This is a genomic window from Meiothermus sp., assembly GCF_025056915.1.
Taxonomy (GTDB): Bacteria; Deinococcota; Deinococci; order Deinococcales; family Thermaceae; genus Meiothermus.
Window position 1 is genome coordinate 16,289 of record NZ_JANWVH010000007.1, and the last position, 17,084, is coordinate 33,372.

At 62.8% G+C, this 17,084-nt stretch carries 15 protein-coding genes; 6 read left to right on the plus strand and 9 right to left on the minus strand.

Annotation, left to right across the window (positions count from 1 at the left end; translation table 11 throughout):
- Nucleotides 1–29: 29 nt before the first annotated feature.
- A complete protein-coding gene (locus tag NZN28_RS02275) occupies nt 30–515 on the plus strand; it encodes a bL17 family ribosomal protein (RefSeq protein ID WP_295395148.1) in 486 nt (161 codons plus the stop codon).
- 490 nt (nt 516–1,005) lie between these two features.
- Here NZN28_RS02275 and NZN28_RS02280 read toward each other — a convergent pair whose 3' ends face one another.
- From NZN28_RS02280 to tilS, 4 genes are all read right to left on the minus strand, one after another.
- Complete coding sequence (locus NZN28_RS02280; RefSeq protein ID WP_295395149.1) at nt 1,006–2,283, minus strand: S41 family peptidase; 1,278 nt, start codon at nt 2,281–2,283, stop codon at nt 1,006–1,008.
- Nucleotides 2,284–2,292: 9 nt separating this feature from the next.
- Nucleotides 2,293–3,540 carry a S41 family peptidase gene (locus NZN28_RS02285; protein ID WP_295395150.1) on the minus strand — a complete coding sequence of 416 codons (1,248 nt, stop codon included), beginning with the start codon at nt 3,538–3,540 and terminating at the stop codon, nt 2,293–2,295.
- A 431-nt stretch (nt 3,541–3,971) separates the two neighbouring features.
- A complete protein-coding gene (locus tag NZN28_RS02290) occupies nt 3,972–5,180 on the minus strand; it encodes a SpoIID/LytB domain-containing protein (protein ID WP_295395151.1) in 1,209 nt (402 codons plus the stop codon).
- Nucleotides 5,181–5,792: 612 nt separating this feature from the next.
- Nucleotides 5,793–7,358, minus strand: a complete 1,566-nt coding sequence (gene tilS, locus NZN28_RS02295) for a tRNA lysidine(34) synthetase TilS (RefSeq protein WP_295395152.1) — start codon at nt 7,356–7,358, stop codon at nt 5,793–5,795.
- Nucleotides 7,359–7,376: 18 nt separating this feature from the next.
- Between tilS and truD the strand changes: the two genes are divergently transcribed.
- A complete protein-coding gene (truD, locus tag NZN28_RS02300) occupies nt 7,377–8,486 on the plus strand; it encodes a tRNA pseudouridine(13) synthase TruD (protein WP_295395153.1) in 1,110 nt (369 codons plus the stop codon).
- 29 nt (nt 8,487–8,515) lie between these two features.
- On the opposite strand, the gene NZN28_RS02305 is transcribed toward truD, so the two are convergent.
- The 3 genes from NZN28_RS02305 to rplM all read right to left on the minus strand — a co-directional run bounded on the left by NZN28_RS02305 (nt 8,516) and on the right by rplM (nt 9,814).
- Nucleotides 8,516–8,860, minus strand: a complete 345-nt coding sequence (locus NZN28_RS02305) for a hypothetical protein (protein WP_295395154.1) — start codon at nt 8,858–8,860, stop codon at nt 8,516–8,518.
- A 127-nt stretch (nt 8,861–8,987) separates the two neighbouring features.
- Nucleotides 8,988–9,374: a 30S ribosomal protein S9 gene (gene rpsI, locus NZN28_RS02310; RefSeq protein WP_295395155.1), complete on the minus strand. Its 387-nt coding sequence runs from the start codon at nt 9,372–9,374 to the stop codon at nt 8,988–8,990.
- Nucleotides 9,374–9,814 (minus strand): 50S ribosomal protein L13, encoded by a 441-nt coding sequence (gene rplM / locus NZN28_RS02315; RefSeq protein ID WP_295395156.1) that lies wholly within the window; start codon nt 9,812–9,814, stop codon nt 9,374–9,376. The genes rpsI and rplM overlap by 1 nt, the downstream gene beginning before the upstream one ends.
- A gap of 183 nt (nt 9,815–9,997) precedes the next feature.
- On the opposite strand from rplM, the gene NZN28_RS02320 reads away from it, so the two are divergent.
- The 4 genes from NZN28_RS02320 (at nt 9,998) to lpdA (ending at nt 15,956) form a co-directional block, all read left to right on the plus strand.
- Complete coding sequence (locus NZN28_RS02320; RefSeq protein ID WP_295395157.1) at nt 9,998–10,285, plus strand: 4a-hydroxytetrahydrobiopterin dehydratase; 288 nt, start codon at nt 9,998–10,000, stop codon at nt 10,283–10,285.
- 186 nt (nt 10,286–10,471) lie between these two features.
- The gene (locus NZN28_RS02325) at nt 10,472–13,183 is read left to right on the plus strand and encodes a 2-oxoglutarate dehydrogenase E1 component (protein ID WP_295395158.1); all 2,712 of its coding nucleotides are present in this window, start codon (nt 10,472–10,474) and stop codon (nt 13,181–13,183) included.
- A gap of 170 nt (nt 13,184–13,353) precedes the next feature.
- Nucleotides 13,354–14,535 carry a 2-oxoglutarate dehydrogenase complex dihydrolipoyllysine-residue succinyltransferase gene (odhB, locus tag NZN28_RS02330; protein WP_295395159.1) on the plus strand — a complete coding sequence of 394 codons (1,182 nt, stop codon included), beginning with the start codon at nt 13,354–13,356 and terminating at the stop codon, nt 14,533–14,535.
- A 38-nt stretch (nt 14,536–14,573) separates the two neighbouring features.
- Nucleotides 14,574–15,956 (plus strand): dihydrolipoyl dehydrogenase, encoded by a 1,383-nt coding sequence (gene lpdA / locus NZN28_RS02335; RefSeq protein ID WP_295395160.1) that lies wholly within the window; start codon nt 14,574–14,576, stop codon nt 15,954–15,956.
- Nucleotides 15,957–16,248: 292 nt separating this feature from the next.
- On the opposite strand, the gene NZN28_RS02340 is transcribed toward lpdA, so the two are convergent.
- Both NZN28_RS02340 and NZN28_RS02345 read right to left on the minus strand, forming a co-directional pair.
- Nucleotides 16,249–16,425, minus strand: coding sequence for a hypothetical protein (locus NZN28_RS02340; RefSeq protein ID WP_295395161.1), 177 nt, complete (start codon nt 16,423–16,425; stop codon nt 16,249–16,251).
- A 9-nt stretch (nt 16,426–16,434) separates the two neighbouring features.
- A complete protein-coding gene (locus NZN28_RS02345; RefSeq protein ID WP_295395162.1) occupies nt 16,435–17,076 on the minus strand; it encodes a peroxidase-related enzyme in 642 nt (213 codons plus the stop codon).
- Nucleotides 17,077–17,084 lie beyond the last annotated feature (8 nt).

Consider the following 17,084-nt stretch of genomic DNA (forward strand, 5'->3'; position numbering starts at 1 on the left):
TTAGCCCTCGACGCTCCCAAGGAGCAAAAATGCGTCACCGGAAAGCTGGAAGAAAACTCAATCGGAACTCTTCGCATCGCGTGGCCCTGTTCCGCAACCTGGCCAAGAGCCTGCTGCTCTCGGAGGAGGGGAAAATCACCACCACCATCCCCAAGGCCAAGGAGCTGGCAGGCTATGTGGACAGCCTGATTTCTGCTGCCAAGAAAGCCCCCACCCTCAGCGTGCCCGACAATGTGCGCTTCACCAAGCGCCGGGACAAGAACGGCAAGGAGCTGCCCCTACAGGAAGGCGAGCGCATGGCCACGCCCGAAGAGCTGGCGGCCTACGCCCGGCGCAACCACCTGCGCCGCCAGGTGTTGCGCGACCTGCACGACCCCAAGCTGGTCAAGAAGCTGTTTGAGGAAATCGCTCCGCGGTATGCCGACCGTCCCGGCGGCTACACCCGCGTGCTGAAGCTGGCCGAGCGTCGCCGGGGCGATGGCACCCAACTGGCTCTGGTCGAACTCGTAAAGTAGCCGCTTTTTGTGCGGGGCCGGGGGAGCCTTCCACCCGGCTCTGTGGCCTTTATTGCGTGCCTCTTGCATACAATCGAAGCGGAGAGTTGAAGCAGGGGTCAGGGCGTTGGGGACAGGTACCCCCCACCTCCGGCCACCCACTCCCATCCTGTGCTTCCTTGAAAGCTTGCGCGCCTAAACCTGCGTTGCATAAAAGCCCGTACAACCAACCCCGCGCGGTGATTAATCCTGGCCTGGCCTCGCTCGGTTCCTCCCCTACCTCTTCGGGAAAGCCAGGTGGGGTTGCTGACATGGCCCCACAAGCCATCATGTGAAATGAGGGCCCTGACATAAACCCTCCCCAACCTTCCCCTACGCGGTAGGGAGGGGGTTGAGGGCTATCACTCTTTTGTGGGCGTGTATGGGTATCTTTGCTGTGTAAGGTTGGTAGCACAGGCTTAGCTGACCATCCAGGCCGCCACGGTTCTATCCAGGACCATGCTTTCTCGCCCTACCTGCCCGCCTTGATGCCGAGGGCTTCCAGGGCTTTTTCAAACGGCAGGTCGCGCCCGGTATTGGCCAGTTGCTCGAGGGAGTTTTCCACCACAAAGTCCGGGGTGGCTCGAGCCGGGTAGGGGGTTCCATCGGCAAAAAAGGCGCGGTTATAGGAGATGCTCAGGGCCCCGCCGTTGATCAGGTTGAGGGGGCGGGTGGTGGTGTTGCCAATGCCCAGGGTGGCGACCCCCACCAAAGGCGCCAGTTTGGCTTTCTGGATGGCGGAAGCCAGGTACTCCCCGCCCGAGGCGGTGTTTTCGTCTATCAGCACCACCAGGGGGCCGCGCCAGCGGGCCAGGATAGGCAGGCTGGCGTTTTCGCTCTGGCCATTGCGGGTCACGAAAAAGCGCCCATCGCGGATGCGAAATTCGGTGCGCTCGGTCTGGTAGCGGTCGAGCAGGGCTACATAAGGCTCGTCCAGGAAGGCCGCCGCCGAGTAGATCATCTCGTTGAGCAGACCGCCGCTGTTGCCGCGCAGCTCCAGAACCATCGCCCGGGCGTTTTTCTGCTGGGCCTCGCGCACCAGCTCGTGCACCCGGCGGCCCACCTGGCCCTGGGCGTCGAAGTCGGGGATTTTGAGCACCGCCACCCCGTCGGGCCTCATTTTGAGGGAGGGGAAGCGGGCCAGGTTGATTTCACGACCGGTCAGGGTGATCTCGAGGCGCTGGCGCTCCGGCCCCCGCAGGATGGTCAGCACCACCGGGCGGCCCGACTGCACCGACTGCACCAGGAACTGCGCAGCCTGATTGTCGTCGGGCAGCTCGCTCAGGGGGCGCCCATTGACGGCGATGATGCGGTCGCCGTAGGCCAGTCCGGCCTCGTCGGCGGGGCCCCCCTCCACCACATCCACCACCAGACGGTCGCGCGAGCCCGGAATGGGCAGGTGGGTCACGCCGATGCGCAGGGTGCGCGAGGGCGCGTTGCCCTGGCGGCTTTCGCGGGTTCCGCGCAGGGCTTCGGGGCTCAGGTAATAGGTGTGGTTGTCGTTCAACTCGGCAACCATGCGCTGGATGATGGGCACCGCCTGGTCGTAGGGGCAGGTGTCTTTTTGGGGAGCGCAGGCGCGATCCAGCTCGCTTTGGTAGCGGCTGGTCAGCTCTTTGAGGTTGAGGGTGGCCGGGCCGTTGTAATAAAACTCCACGTAGAAGCTGGCCTGGTCGAAAAGGTCTTGGGCGGGCGAGGCCAGCGAGAGCGAGCCAAGCACCAGGGCCAGGGTTGCCAACAGTTTGCGCATAACATCCACCTACCGCAGCATTTCCAGGGCGCGTTCCAGCACCACATCGCGCCCCGCGATCAGGGCCTCGAGGTCGTCTGCTACCGCCACATCCGGGGTTACCCTGAGGGGGAAAGGCGAGCCATCGAGGTTGCGCATGCGCAGCGAAGAGACCGCAATAAACTCGCCATTAATCAGGGGGCCCTCGGCGCTGCCGGACATCCCCAGGGCCCCCGCGGTTGCTTCGCCCACCACCTTGGCCCGGCCCGCAGATTGCAGGAAATAAGCCAGCATCTCGGCGGAGTTGATGGTGAGGCGGTTGACCAGCACCACCACCGGCAGGCGTGCCAGATAAGGCCGCTCTACCGCGCTTTGCTCCTCCTTATCACCACCCTCGGTTTGCACAAACAGCTTGCCATTTTCGACCGTGTGGGTTTCGTCCTGCCCCTGGAAGCGCCGGTCGTAGATAAAGCCGCCCTTGCCGGTAAAGGCGGCGGCGGCCAGCAGGGCCTCGGAGTCGTAGCCGGTCAGGGCGTCGCGCAGGTCAATCACCATGCCCCGGGCCCCGGCCTGCTCGGCCCGGCGGGCGGCGTCGTGGACGCGCTCGGCGGTGGAGTAGTTGTCGGAGCTGTAGAGGTGATAGATGCGCAGGTAGGCGATGTTGTTGTTGATCTCGAGGCGGGGTCGCATGGTGGCTTCGGCCACTCGGGGGGTAAGGTTGACCGTGCGGGCCGTGCCCTGGCGGCTGTAGCTGAGGCTAAAGGCCGTGCGGGAAGCCTCGGCTGCGGCGAGCCGGGCCAGGGTGGCGGCTTGAGCGCCAATCTGGGTTATCAGGTCGCCGCGCCGCAACCCCGCCTCGAAAGCGGGCTCGCCGGGGAAGGCTTCGCTGACCACCAGCCCCCTTGGGCTTTCGCGCACCCAGACGCCAATCCTGGGGGCGGCGGGCCCCAGTCCGGCCCCGTAGCGCTGGTCGTCTATGAGTTGTTCACGGGTCATCAGCACCGTAAAGGGGTCGGCGATGTCCTGAATAATCCGGGCGATGACCTGTTTGGCCTTGTCGAAGCCACACCGTTCGCGCTCGAGGGCGCAGAGCTGGTCTAGCTGGGGCTGGTACTGCCGCCGCAGTTCCCGAAAGTGGGCAACTTTGGACGGGCCATTGTAATAAAAACCAATCAGGAAAGTGGCCTGGTCAAATAAATCCTGGGCGGGCGAGGCCAGGGCCGGGCTGACCATTCCAAGCACCACCACACCGCTGAGCCACAAGCTTCGCAGGGTCATGCTTCAATATAAGCAAGAAAATGTTATGAGAATGGTAGATTGACCCAGATTGCAAGTGAAGGCCCGCAGCAGGGAGGCGATGGTTTATGGTCTGGGGCCATAAATTTCGATATCTTCAACAAAAAACGATGCGTACTGTTTTGCATCAAAGCCCGGACAACCGCACCCGCACGGGCTTGCTGACCTGGCCCTTCACGCAACCAGCAAATGGGGGGCCTGTCCGATACCCTCCCCAACCAGGGGCTCGAGGGCTATCACTCTTTGAAAATCTGTAGGCGGGTGTGGGTATTACGACTGTGTGCCAATCGCGCTCTTCACAGACGTGGCCGCCTGGATGGGCGGCCGCTGTTCTGTTCAGAACCAGGCGTTCTCGAACTCGAGTGGCTCAAAAAATGTGAAGAGCGCTCAAAGCTGGCCCTGGACACGAATCCCTAAAACTGAACAGGCCCAAAAGGGAAGCGCCGGGTGGTTGGTGCTTGTACTTGGGTTGCAAGGGTCTGTAACCCAAAACCGGCGCGGGTGGGGAATGTAGGGTATCCGGCTCGATGGAGTTGTTCTTGCAGGCCTGCCACCACCTCGAAGCTGCTGAGGAAAGTGCCGGGGTAGTAGTAGCCCAAAATTTGCCGGAAATCCCAGCCCTGGAGGGCCAGTCCGCGGGCGCCCCACTGGCTCATGCCCACCCCGTGGCCCCTTCCTTGTCCAATGACCTGCCAGCCATCGAAGCGCACACGGGTGGAGGGGAGCCCCAGGCCGCGCAACAGCCGGGTGGACTGGGGGGCGTCGAGCTCCACGCTCCGGCTACTACCCACAATACGAAGACGCAGGGGACGACCGCTCTCGCTCAGGTACATGGGTGCAAGGCCCTGCACGGTGCCTACCTGAATGCCCTGGCTGGCCAGGCTGCGGGCTACTGCCTCTGGTGAGAGGGTTCGGCTCCAGAGGCCATCCGGGCTTATGGCAAAGGGGTCGGGGCGGGCAATCAGATAAGGAACTGCACTGCCCCAGACCTCGGCGGCGGCGGCGGTGTAGCCTCCGGAGTCGGCGTGATAGACCGCGGTGATGGGCCTTTGGTTGTAGCTTACGATCAGGCTGCGGGTGGCGTAGACGGCGCTGGTGTGGCGGGGGGTCTCCACCGAGCGACCGAGGTACACCTGGCAGCGCTCACTCGAGCAGAGGTCGTAAAGGCCCTGGGGGTTCAGGCGATAGAGCGCGAAGGTGCGGGCCAGTATGGCCTGGGCTTGCAGCACCGCCCCCGGAAACGAGGCAGGAACCTCTCCGGGTACCACCCCCAGCAGGTAGTCCTCGAGCCAGACCCGGTTGATGAAAAGCAGCCGCCCGGCCTGCCACACTGCCAGCAGGTTGCCCCGGTAGTTGCGTCCTGCAAAAGTGAAACCATCCGCCGGCGCAAACTCCACCCACGGCCCGGCACTTTTGCCGTCTACCAGCACCTCGCCCGAACCAGCCGTGACCCGCAGGGTGCCTGCGCCGAAATCCTGGCTACCAAGGGCGCTGTTGCGCTGGTGCGGCCCCAGTTGAAGGCTGCCTGCCGGGGCTTCGGCCAGCAAGACCCGCAGCAGCAAATCCTGCTGGGCGTGGGCGGCCCCCAGCAACACGAATATAAGCATCCACACACGCACCATGTAACCCTTCCCAGTATACGTTTTGGGGGCGGGCTGTCGGGTTCATGTGGTCTTGAAGTAACGGATCTTCAAGCCCTTGGGGCGCGGAGTGGAGGTTCTGGACCAACCTTGCTTGAACGCTATGCAAACTGTAGGAGCAAAGAGGCAGGGGATGGGGGTGGGGGGTTGCTGGGGGAGACCCACTTCCCCCTTGAACCTTCTCTCACCTGGAGGATTGTTGAAAGTTGCTTGTGCGCCTGAAATTTCTGACTGTTGCAGGGTTGCAGAGAGGCCAGTGCCCAGGCAAACGTTGCGGGCCGAAGGCCAGGGGTCGGCGCGTCCGCAAGATCGCTGTGCGCGGTTGTTGATGCGGGCAACGGAATCCGGCGTACGAACTGGGGGCATATTGATGGCCTCTCGGCATTGAGCGTTCAGCCTTATCGCGCTCCTCACAGACGTGGCCGCCCACGAAAACGAGAAGGGACAAAGAGACGTGCCTTACCTCGGTGAGGCACGGTTGTCTGCGTTGCGTCTGGGCCGAGACGCATGTTTTCGAGTTTCCAGGCGGCCCCTGTTCTGTTCAGAACCAGGCTTTCTAAAACTCGAATGGCTTATGTGAAGAGCGCTCCAGGCTCATTTCGAGGCGCGTTTTTGTGCAAAAAAGCCCCTGAGCAGCCTGGCTGAATCGCGCTCGAGCCAGCCGCCTTCCCACTCGAAGGGCGGTCTCAGGCGGTGGACGGTGACGGCCCCGGCCTTGAGGTTCTCCACGGCGTAGACCACCCGCCGCACCTGGGCTTCCACGAGGGCGCCAAAGCACATCGGACAGGGCTCCAACGTAACGTAGACGGTGGCTCCCGGGAGTACCTTGGCCTGCCTCTTGAGCAGGGCTTTCTGCAGGGCCAGCAGCTCGGCATGGGCGGTGGCGTCCTGGCTTTGCTCCACCAGGTTGTGGGCTGTGGCCAGTTCAAGGCCATCCCAGACCACCACCGCCCCGATGGGCACTTCGCCCTGTTCCAGGGCCCGCCTGGCCTGCTCGAGGGCCGTCCGCATGTGCTCGAGGTCATCCGACTCGGGCCAGAGGTTCCAGACTTCCTGCACCACCTCCTCCACTGCACGCACCGGCCAGACCTGCTTGAGCTCGGTGGGAACGCTGTGTTCTGTGAAGAAATCCACCAGCCTGACCCGGCCCTCCGGCAGGTCAATCTGGTCACCCGGCTTGGGGAGCCTCGAGCCCCGCCAGGGCGGAAAGGCATCCACAACGGGCGGAATCAGAAACAGGGTGCCGTCGCGGCGGCGGACCTGCCAGCCTTCGGGCAGGGTAAAAGCCTCGCCCTGCAAGGCCCGCTCGAGCTGGGTAATCCAGCCCGCCTCGGGCCGCAGCTGAACCTGCTCGAGCATCTGCCGTAAAGCCCGGCGTCGCAGTCCGGCTGGGGCCTGAAGCAGCGGGGCCACGCGAAAAGCCGGACAGGGCCAGCGCCGATCCCGCAGCAGCAGCTGGGCGGCCAGGGGGTCCAGGGCCTCATCGTCGAGCTGGGAGATGGCGGCAAAGCGGGAGAGGGAGGCGTTGGTCTGGGGGAAGCGGTCTTTCAGCCGGGGAACAATTTCATGGCGCAGGAAATTGCGATCCATCGAGGTGTCGGCGTTGCTGATGTCCTCAAGCCAGTCCTGGTTCTTGCTGCGCAGGTAGGCCCGCAGGGTGCTGCGGCTGACCTCGAGCAAAGGGCGCACCACCTTACCCCGCCTGGGGCGCATCCCCAAGCCCCGCCCGGTGCCCTGCAATAGTTGCAACAGCACCGTCTCGGCCTGGTCGTCCTCGGTGTGGGCGGTCAGGATGGCCTGAGCGCCGTGCTTCTTGGCTACCTTGGCCAGAAAACCATAGCGCAGGTCTCGAGCGGTGGCCTCGAGGTTCTCCCCGCGCTCGCCGGCAATCTGGGCGACATTGAGTTTCTCCGATTCAAAGGGATACCCCAGGCGTTCGGCCAGCGACCTGACCCACAGGGCGTCGGCAGCCGAGCCCTCGCGCAGGGAGTGATCGAGGTGGGCCACCACCACTTTGCGGGGGGTGGACGTCAGAAGGAGCAGCAGGGCCACCGAATCACCGCCGCCCGACACCGCCGCAACTAGACTGCCCTCCGGCACCAGGCGGGTCAGGTGGTTGGCAAACTGGGCTTCCAGCCAACTTACATCTACAGAATCCACCCCTATATGCTATTGGTTATGGCCTCATTTCCCAATCTTCGCTTTGACTTTGATATCTACCCTTACCTCACCCCCGAACTGCCTGGGGTGGATGGGGTCATCCGCCATCAACCCAGCGATTTTCAGGTCTATGAAGTGCCGGCCTATGCCCCCCTGGGCCAGGGCGAACACCTCCTGGTGCTTATTGAGAAAGAGGGCCTGACCACAAGGGCCGTATTCGAGTTCATCCGAGACCGGCTACACATCAACGAAGCCCACATCGGGGTGGCGGGCCTCAAGGACAAGCACGCCCTGACCCGACAGTGGTTCAGCATCCCGGCCCGCTACCAACAGCGCCTGGAGCGCTTGCAGGAACTGCAAAACCTGCGGGTGCTGGACTGGGGGCTGCACCCCCACAAGCTTCGGGTAGGGCATTTGCGGGGCAACCGCTTTCGCATTTTGATTCGGCAGGCTCGAGGCCAGAGCGAGCCAGGGCCCGCCGGGGTCGGGCCTAAAGAGCAGGTTGAAGCCATCCTGCGGGTGCTCGAGCGCCAAGGGGTACCCAACTACTACGGCCCCCAGCGCTTCGGCCTTGGAGGGATGAACCCGGTCAAGGGCTACGAACTGGTCAAAAAAGGCAAGGTGCACAGCCCCTCCTGGCTCAAAAAATTTTTGCTAGCCAGCCTGCAAAGCCTCCTGTTTAACGACTGGCTGGCCCTGCGCCTGGAGGAGGGGCTATTCGATAAGGTCATCGAGGGAGATATAGCCAAAAAACACGATACCGGCGGGGAGTTTGTGGTGAAAGATGCAGCCCAGGAAAACCCCCGCGCGCTGCGCTTTGAAATCAGCGCAACGGGCGCTTTGTACGGCAAGAAATACCGCGAAGCTGAGGGAGCCGCCCGGGCCCTCGAGGATCGGATTTTGCAGAAATACGAGCTCGAGCGCCACCATTTTGCCTCCCGCCGGGGCGACCGTCGCCTGATTCGCTTTCCCCTTACGGAAGCCTTTGTAGAGGAGGCCCCGGAGGGGCTATGGGTCGGTTTTTTTCTGCCCAAAGGGGCCTATGCCACCGCCGTGCTGCGCGAGGTCATGAAAAAGAACCCCGAGGCGGGTGAGCTGGAAAGCGACCTGGAAGAAACCGAAGCCTAGAGCGCTTTTCACATATTTAAGCCATTCGACTACAAGAAGGCTTTGTCCTGGACAGAACACTGGCCGCCTGGATAGGTGGCCAGGTCTGTGAAGGGCGCGATAAACTGGCTGGCCAACTGCCCTCTATGGAAGTGTGTGTGGCTCGTATAGTGCAGGACAATTTCGCGGGCGCTGTTGTGGGCCTTACCGTCGGTGAAATGATAGGCAACCCCGGCCTCCGGGTTGGCAGAGACCAGCCAGTCCTGTCTCCTGGAGGCCACCTGTTGCCAGATTTTGTACAGGCCGCCCAGGTCGGTTGGGCTTGCTGGAAAGCTGGCCGCAAGGTTGCCCAGGAGGCGCTCGAGCCCGAACGCTTCGGTTCCGCCCCGGACCACCACCTTGCCCAGAGCCAGTCTTTGGCATCCACGATTTGCCTGACCTCAGCCTGGATAATGCCCCAGGATACGCCCTCAGCTAAAAAAAAGCCCCCACCAGGAAGGCGGGGGCTTGGGGGTTCGGTTTCTAGCGTTTGCTGTACTGCGGAGCACGGCGGGCTTTGTGCTTGCCGTACTTCTTGCGTTCGACTTCGCGGGGGTCGCGTGAGAGCAGCCCCGCTGGCTTGAGCTTGGCCCGCAGGTCGCTGTTGTAGTTCACCAGGGCGCGGGCAATGCCGAGCTGGATGGCATCTACCTGCCCGGCCTTGCCACCGCCTTCCACAGTGATGTAGGCATCAAAGCGGTTGACGGCATCCACCCGCCGCAGGGGTTCCAGGGCCGAAACGGCCTTGACCAGGCCGCCAAAGTAGTCGGTAAAGGCCATGCCATTGACCTCAATTTTGCCGCTGCCCGGACGCAAAAAAACCCGCGCCACGCTGGTTTTGCGACGGCCCGTGCCGTAGTACTGTTCCATTATTCGACCTCCATCTTGACGGGCTTCTGGGCTGCATGGGGATGGTTGGCGCCGGCATAAACCTTGAGGCGGCGGAACATAATGTTGCCCAGGGGGCCTTTGGGCAGCATACCCTTAACCGCGTGCTCAACGGCCTTGACCGGCTTTTCGGCCAGCATCACCGCGCCCACCGTGCGCTTGAGACCGCCGGGGTAGCCCGAGTAGCGGGTATAGACCTTGGTGCGGGGCTTGGAGCCCTTCAGGATCACCTTGTCGGCATTGATGACCACCACGCAATCGCCGGTGGCCATGTTGGGGGTGAAGTCGGGCTTGTGCTTGCCGCGCAGCACGGCGGCGATCTTGGAGGCCACCCGTCCGATGGGCTGGCCCTTGGCATCAATCAGCACCCAAGCGGGTTCTCTTGGTTCAGGAACAAACGTCTTGAACACAGCTTTCTCCATTTTGCATCGGCGCCTACCAACGCCGTTGCAGGATTTGATTTGCCTTTTGTTGGGCGGCTCGGGGACACCTCCCAAAAAAAGCGCCATCGCGGAGTATAGCACACTCTTTTGGGGTCTTGCAAACCAGAATAAAACTCGGGCATGCTCAGGGGCATCGGGCACAGCAGCCCAGGGAGGCGCACCATGGCCATCAGACTAAACAACGAGGAAGTTCGGACTGCCCTGCAAGACCTTCCGGGCTGGGCCCTGAAGGAAGGCCGCATTGAGAAAACCTTTGTGTTTGATACCTATGCTGAAGGGGTGGCCTTTGCGGTCAAGGTGGCCCTCCAGGCCGAAAAGGCCGACCACCATCCGGACAGCCTGGAGATTATGTGGGGTATGGTCAGGGTCGCTTATGTGACCCACTCGGCGGGGGGGATTACACGGCTGGACCTCGAGGCTGCTGCAAAGACTGACACCCTGGCTCAGTGAAAAGCTCGGAGGGCAGGGCTGCGCGGCGGGGGGTCTAGGGGCCAGGCGCATGCTCCTCGATTATCTCGCCCAACCGGCAGGCCAGGGGCCACATCAAACTGGATGTAAAAGGCATCCGGGCGCCTTTTTATTGTAACCTGGCACGTTTGGTCGGCAGTGAACCTAGTAGACTAAGGAACCGTGAGTATGGAACGTGCAGTGGACAGTTCGAACCTGGCCTTTTTGGAGGCCCTCTACCAGGAATACGAGCAAAACCCAGCATCCATTCCGCCCGAATGGTCCAGTTATTTCCACGCTGTTCAGGCCGAGACCGGCGGCGGAAATGGCCAGGTGGCCCAGCGAGAACCGTTGGACGGGGCCTCGGTGTCGGAACTGGCCTCGTTTTTTTTGCGCGCGGTGCGATTTTTGCGTACCTACCGGGAGCGCGGTCATCTGGTCGCACGCATAGACCCGCTGGAGCGCGAGCGCCGCACCCCACCCGAGCTTGACCCCAGCTTTTTCGGTCTGAGCGAGGCCGATCTGGATCGCCCGGTTCCAGTGGAACTGGGTGCGCCAACCTTGCGGGCGGTTTTGGAGCAGTACAAGGCCCGGTTTGGCGGAACGGTGGGCATCGAGTACGGCCACCTCGATGATCCGGCGGTGCGCAACTGGATTGAGGCCCGTCTGGCCGCCGGGTTTGCCCGGCCCACGGCTGAGCAGAAGAAGAAGATGCACGAGCGCCTGATGCAGGCCACCCTGTTTGAAGAGTTCCTGCAAAAGAAGTATTTGGGGGCCAAGACCTTCAGCCTGGAAGGCACCGAATCCCTGATTCCACTGCTCGACCTGACCCTCGAGAGCGCCGCCCGGCAAGGGGTGGTGGAGGTGGTCATGGGGATGGCCCACCGGGGCCGCCTGAACGTGCTGGCCAATGTGGTTAGAAAGCCCTTGCGGGACATTTTTCTGGAGTTTGAGGAGCACTTCCCCGAGGGCTACCACGGCGACGTGAAATACCACCTGGGCTACTCCAACGACCTAACCACGCCCTATGGCAATGTGCACCTGTCGCTCAACTTCAACCCCTCGCACCTCGAGTTCGTGGCGCCGGTGGCGATGGGCCGCACCCGCGCCAAGCAAGACCGCTTTGGGGATCGCAAGCGCGAGAAAGGCATGCTGTTGCTGGTGCATGGGGATGCGGCCTTCATTGGTGAGGGAATTGTGCAGGAAACCCTGAACATCTCGGGGATTCCGGCCTACACCGTGGGGGGAGCGGTGCACATCATCCTCAACAACCAGGTCGGCTTTACCACCGAGCCGCACGAATACACGGCCGGACGCTACTCGACCGAGATTGCCAAGATGCTCGAGTCCCCCATTTTCCACGTCAACGCCGAGGACCCCGAGGCGCTGGTGGGGGTGGTGGAGCTGGCGATGGAGTTTCGCAAGACCTTCAAGCGCGACGTGTTCATTGACCTGATCGGCTACCGCAAGCGCGGCCACAACGAGACGGACGAGCCCAGCTTTACCCAGCCCGATATGTACCGCCGCATAGCGGCCAAAAAGCCCCTGTACCTGAGTTACCAGGCCAGGCTGGTGGAGGAGGGCCTCTGCACCCAGGAGGGCTGCAACCAGCTGGCCAAGCAGTACCAGGACACCCTCGAGGCGGCCTTCTCGGGGGCCCGGCGTGAGCCGACCCCCACCCGTCCCCCTGCCGGCGGTGGGGTGTGGAAGGGCTTTCTGGGCGGCCCCGAGGAGGGCGTGCCCGACCCGGAGACAGGGGTGCCCCAGGAAAAGCTCTCGGCCCTGATGGAGAGCCTGACCCGCCTGCCGGAGGGGTTCAACCTGCACCCCAAGCTCACCAAGTTTGTGGAAGGCCGCCGCGAGATGGGCCAGAACAAGCGCCCGCTGGACTGGGCCTCCGCCGAGATGCTGGCCTTTGCCTCGCTGGCAGTGGAGGGTCATCCGGTGCGGCTTTCGGGCCAGGATGTGGTTCGTGGCACGTTTACCCAGCGGCACGGCGGCTACACCGACCACCTGACCGGCGAACGCTACATTCCCGCCCATCATCTGGCCGAAGGCCAGGCGCCGGTGGAGCTTTACAATTCGGCGCTGTCTGAAGCGGCGGTGCTGGGCTTCGAGTACGGCTACAGCCTGGACATGCCCGAGGCGCTGGTGGGCTGGGAGGCCCAGTACGGCGATTTTGTAAATACCGCTCAGGTCATCATTGACCAGTTCATCGCCTCGGCTGAGGCCAAGTGGAGCCGGCTTTCCGGGATTGTTTTGCTGCTGCCGCACGGCATGGAGGGCGGCGGCCCTGAGCACAGCAGCGCCCGCCTCGAGCGCTTCTTGCAGCTTTGCTCCAACGACAACATGCAGGTGGCCTACCCCACCACCCCCGCGCAGTACTTTCACCTGCTGCGCCGTCAGGTGGTGCGCCCCTGGCGCAAGCCTTTAATCGTCATGACCCCCAAGAGCCTGCTGCGCAACCCCGATGCCGTCTCGAGGCTGGAGGAACTGGCCCAGGGCCGCTTCCAGCGGGTGCTTGCGGGCAGCCCCGGCGCCGAAATCAAGCGGGTGGTGCTCTGCTCGGGCAAGGTGTACTACGACCTCGAGGCGGCCCGGAGGGCGGCGGCCAGGGAGGACGTTGCCATCATCCGCCTGGAGCAGCTCTACCCCTTTCCGATGCGGGAACTCGAGGCTGCCCTGGCGCAGTACCCCGCCCAGACCGAAGTGGTCTGGACCCAGGAAGAACCGGCCAACATGGGGGCCTGGTGGTTCATCCGGGCTCGCTTTGGCGACCGCATCTTTGGTCACCCCTTGAGCGTGGTGGCCCGCCCCGAGTCCAGCAGTCCGGCGGTGGGCTCCAAGAAGGTGCACGACAAGGAGCAAAAGGCGATTGTATCGGCGGCCCTGGGTTTGTAAGGGGCGTGGGGTACGGGTCTTGGAGGCCGAACCTCTTGACTCAGGGTGGCAGAGGGTGAGGGGCTTTCCACTCAAAACAGGCCCGTTCATGGTTTGGGAAACCCCTGGCCCTCACTTGCAGTAAAGTTGAACCGGTTGAGGTGCTTCGGCACCCCGGAATGGGAGGCAGCATGGCCTTGGAACTCAAGATTCCCGCAGTGGGAGAATCCATCACCGAAGTGGAAATTGGACAGTGGCTCAAGAAAGAGGGCGACCTGGTGGGGGCGGACGAGCCCCTGGTGGAGCTTGTGACCGACAAGGCCACCCTGGAACTACCCTCACCCGCGCAGGGGCGATTGGCAAAAATCCTCATCCCCAGCGGACAGGCCAAAGTGGGGGATGTGGTCGCCCTGCTGGAGGAGGGGGCTGTGGCTTCGGTTGCCGCCCCGGCGGCCCCGCCCGTCCAGCCGCCGGCGCCCAGCCCAGGTGTGGCCGTAGCGGAAGCAAAAGTCATGCCCTCTGCAGAGCGGCTGGCCGCCCAGACGGGCATCCAGGCGGCCAGCCTACAGGGAACCGGCCCCGGCGGACGGGTGCTCAAAGAGGACGTGCAACGGGCAGCCCCACCCCCTGCACCCCAGCCCAGCCCCCCGGCGCCGATGACGGCCAGAGGTGAGCGCCGCGACGATGTGGTACCCATGACCCCATTGCGACGGCGTATTGCCGAGCGGTTGCTCTCGGCCAAGCAGAACACCGCCATGCTCACCACCTTCAACGAGGCCGACATGGGCGCGGTGATGGAGCTTCGCAAGGAGTTTGGCGAGGCTTTTCAGAAGAAATACGGGGTCAAGCTGGGCTTTATGAGCTTCTTTGTGAAGGCGGTCACCCAGGCCCTGCAGGAAATTCCCCAGCTCAATGCCGAGATTCGCGGCACCGACATCGTTTACCACCGCTACTACGATATCGGGATTGCGGTGGGCGGGGGCGAGGGTTTGGTGGTGCCGGTGATTCGCAACACCGAACAGCTCAGCATGGCCCAGATTGAGGCCATCATCGCCGATTACGGTGAACGGGTGCGCTCCAAGAAAATCAAGCCCGAGGAGCTGATGGGGGGCACCTTTACCATCACCAACGGCGGCATCTACGGCTCGCTCAACTCCACCCCCATCATCAACCCGCCGCAGGTGGGCATTCTGGGCATGCATGCCATCGTCGAGCGCCCCGTGGCCAAAAACGGCGCGGTGGTGATCCGTCCCATGATGAACCTGGCCCTCTCCTACGACCACCGCATCGTAGACGGGCGTGAGGCCGTGACCTTCCTCAAGCGGGTCAAGGAGCTTATCGAGAACCCGGTGCGGCTGGCGCTGGAAGTCTAGCTCGAGCTGTGTTTGCTATCTGCAACGGATGAGGTTTTATGCCAAAGCATCAACTGGTGGTTATCGGAGCGGGGCCTGGGGGCTATGTGGCCGCCATCAAGGCCGCCCAGCTCGGGCTGGATGTGGCTTGCATCGAGAAAGAAGCGGCCCTGGGTGGCACCTGCCTAAGGGTGGGCTGCATTCCCTCCAAGGCGCTGCTCGAGGCCAGCGAGAAAATTCACGCGGCTGAGATGAACCAGATCATCGGGGTTCGAATCGGCCAGGCCGAGCTCGACCTGCCGGCCCTAATGGCCCACAAGGACAAAGTGGTCCGGGCCAACACCGGAGGCATTGACTACCTATTCAAGAAGAACAAGGTGACCCGCTACCTGGGGCATGGCCGGATAGTGGCTCCCAACAAGGTGGTGGTCGAGGGGCCGGAAGGGGTGCAGGAACTCGAGGCCGAGCGCATCCTGATTGCAACCGGCTCCAAACCGGCCTCACTGAAGGGCGTGGAGCTCGATTACGACATCGTAGGCACATCCGACCAGGCCATTGCCTACCCCAAGGTGCCCGAGACGCTGGTGGTGATTGGAGGCGGGGTGATTGGCCTCGAGCTGGGCTCGGTCTGGAACCGCCTCGGTTCCAAAGTGACGGTGCTGGAATACCTGCCCACCATTCTGGGCGGGATGGATGGCGAAATCGCGCGCGCGGCGGAAAAAATCTTCAAAAAACAGGGCCTGGACATCCGCACCGGGGTGCGGGTAACCGCCGCCTACAGCAAAGACGGCAAGGGCTGGGTGGAATACGAGGGCGGTGAACCGCTGGTGGCCGACCGGGTGCTGCTGGCGACCGGGCGGGTGCCCAACACCGAGGGGCTGGGCCTGGAAAACGTGGGGCTTTCCACCGACGAGCGGGGCCGCATCCCGGTCAATGCCCATTACCAGACCGCTGTGCCCAACATCTTCGCCATCGGCGACGTGATTGCGGGCCCCATGCTGGCCCACAAGGCCGAAGAGGAAGGCTACGCTGCGGTCGAGTATATGGTCACGGGATACGGCCACGTGGACTACAACTCGATTCCCAACGTGGTCTATACCCACCCTGAAATTGCCTCGGTGGGCAGGAGCGAGGAAGAACTGAAGGCTGCCGGAGTCCCCTACAAGAAAGGCACGTTCCCCTTCTCGGCCAACGGGCGGGCCCGGGCCATGAACGACACCGAGGGCTTTGCCAAAATCCTGGCCCATGCTGAGACCGACCGCATACTCGGCGTCCACATTATCGGTCCCAGGGCCGGCGATCTAATCGCCGAAGCCGCCGTTGCCATGGCCTTCCATGCCTCGTCCGAGGACCTGGCCAGGGCATCTCATGCACACCCGACCCTGGCCGAGGTTCTGAAGGAAGCGGCGCTGGCAACCTGGGACAAACCCATTCACATCTAGCGCCTCAGTGTGTGTGGGTCTATTCACAACCTCGTCTCTGCGAGCGCTTCGCTCGGCTATTCGGGGGTGGAGGGTGGGTTTTTCACACCTGCCCCCTGCGCCCGAACCCCTGCGCCGACACACCGCTGCAATGGTATGCAAAGGGTTCTAGCAAAGTTGGTATGACCGGGCGGCCACGTCGGTAAGGAGCGCCTTGTGCCTCAGCGGTTGGGACTAGAAGGAGAAAGTGCTGTATCGCCGGGGTTTGCAACCGGGAGTGAACTTGAAATGCGGTGTTCTGGGGCGTGCCCGGCTACCGAGGCCCCCTGGCCAGGAGGTTGGCGAACCCCAGGGCGAGAATCAAGACCACGCCCAGCGCCCAAAAGGGAAATGCGCCTGGAAGCCAGCCCTGCCACTGGGCAAGGTAGACCAAAGCACCCACCAGAAGGGCAATCAGAGCCCATAAAGAAAACGGCTTTATGCCTTCCATGAGACCAGTTTACCGTTTGTCCCGGTGCAGAAAGTAGTACACCTCGTTGGGCACCCAGCCCAGGGCGTTGGCCAGGCGGTTGGTGAAGTTGAACATGGCTGCGACCTGCGCCGCCTCAAAAATGGCCTCATCGGACAGCCCCAGGGCCCGCAGCATCTGGACGTCGGCAGAGCTCATAACCGCCGAATCTACCGTCATCTGGTAGGCAAACTCCAGGAGTGCGTGTTCTCTGGGGGTTAGATGGGCCCGGCGGAAGTTGGCCGCAAGCACATCCGGCAGCACGGGGTCGCCGGTAATTTCGCGTAAATAAGCCTTGTGCGAGGCCAGACAGTATTCGCACTGGTTGGCCGAGGAGACCACCACCGCAATCATCTCGCGCTCCTTGCGGCTCAGATGGCTCTGGTCTTCGTTGCGCATCAGAAAATCGTAGTAGCGGAACCAGCGCAGGAAGTGCTCCGGGGTGAGGGCAAAGTTGCGGGCCACGTTGGGCACGAAACCTGTCTTTTCCTGAAACTTCCCGAACAAGACCCGGACGTCCTCGGGAACCTGGTCTTCGGGTGGAACCCTGACCCAGGCTGTGGGCTGGGGCTCAGGTCTGGCCTTTTGGGGGGTTTTTTTGACCTTGGTGGGCTTGGCTCTGGGCTTCGCCATAGGGGTTG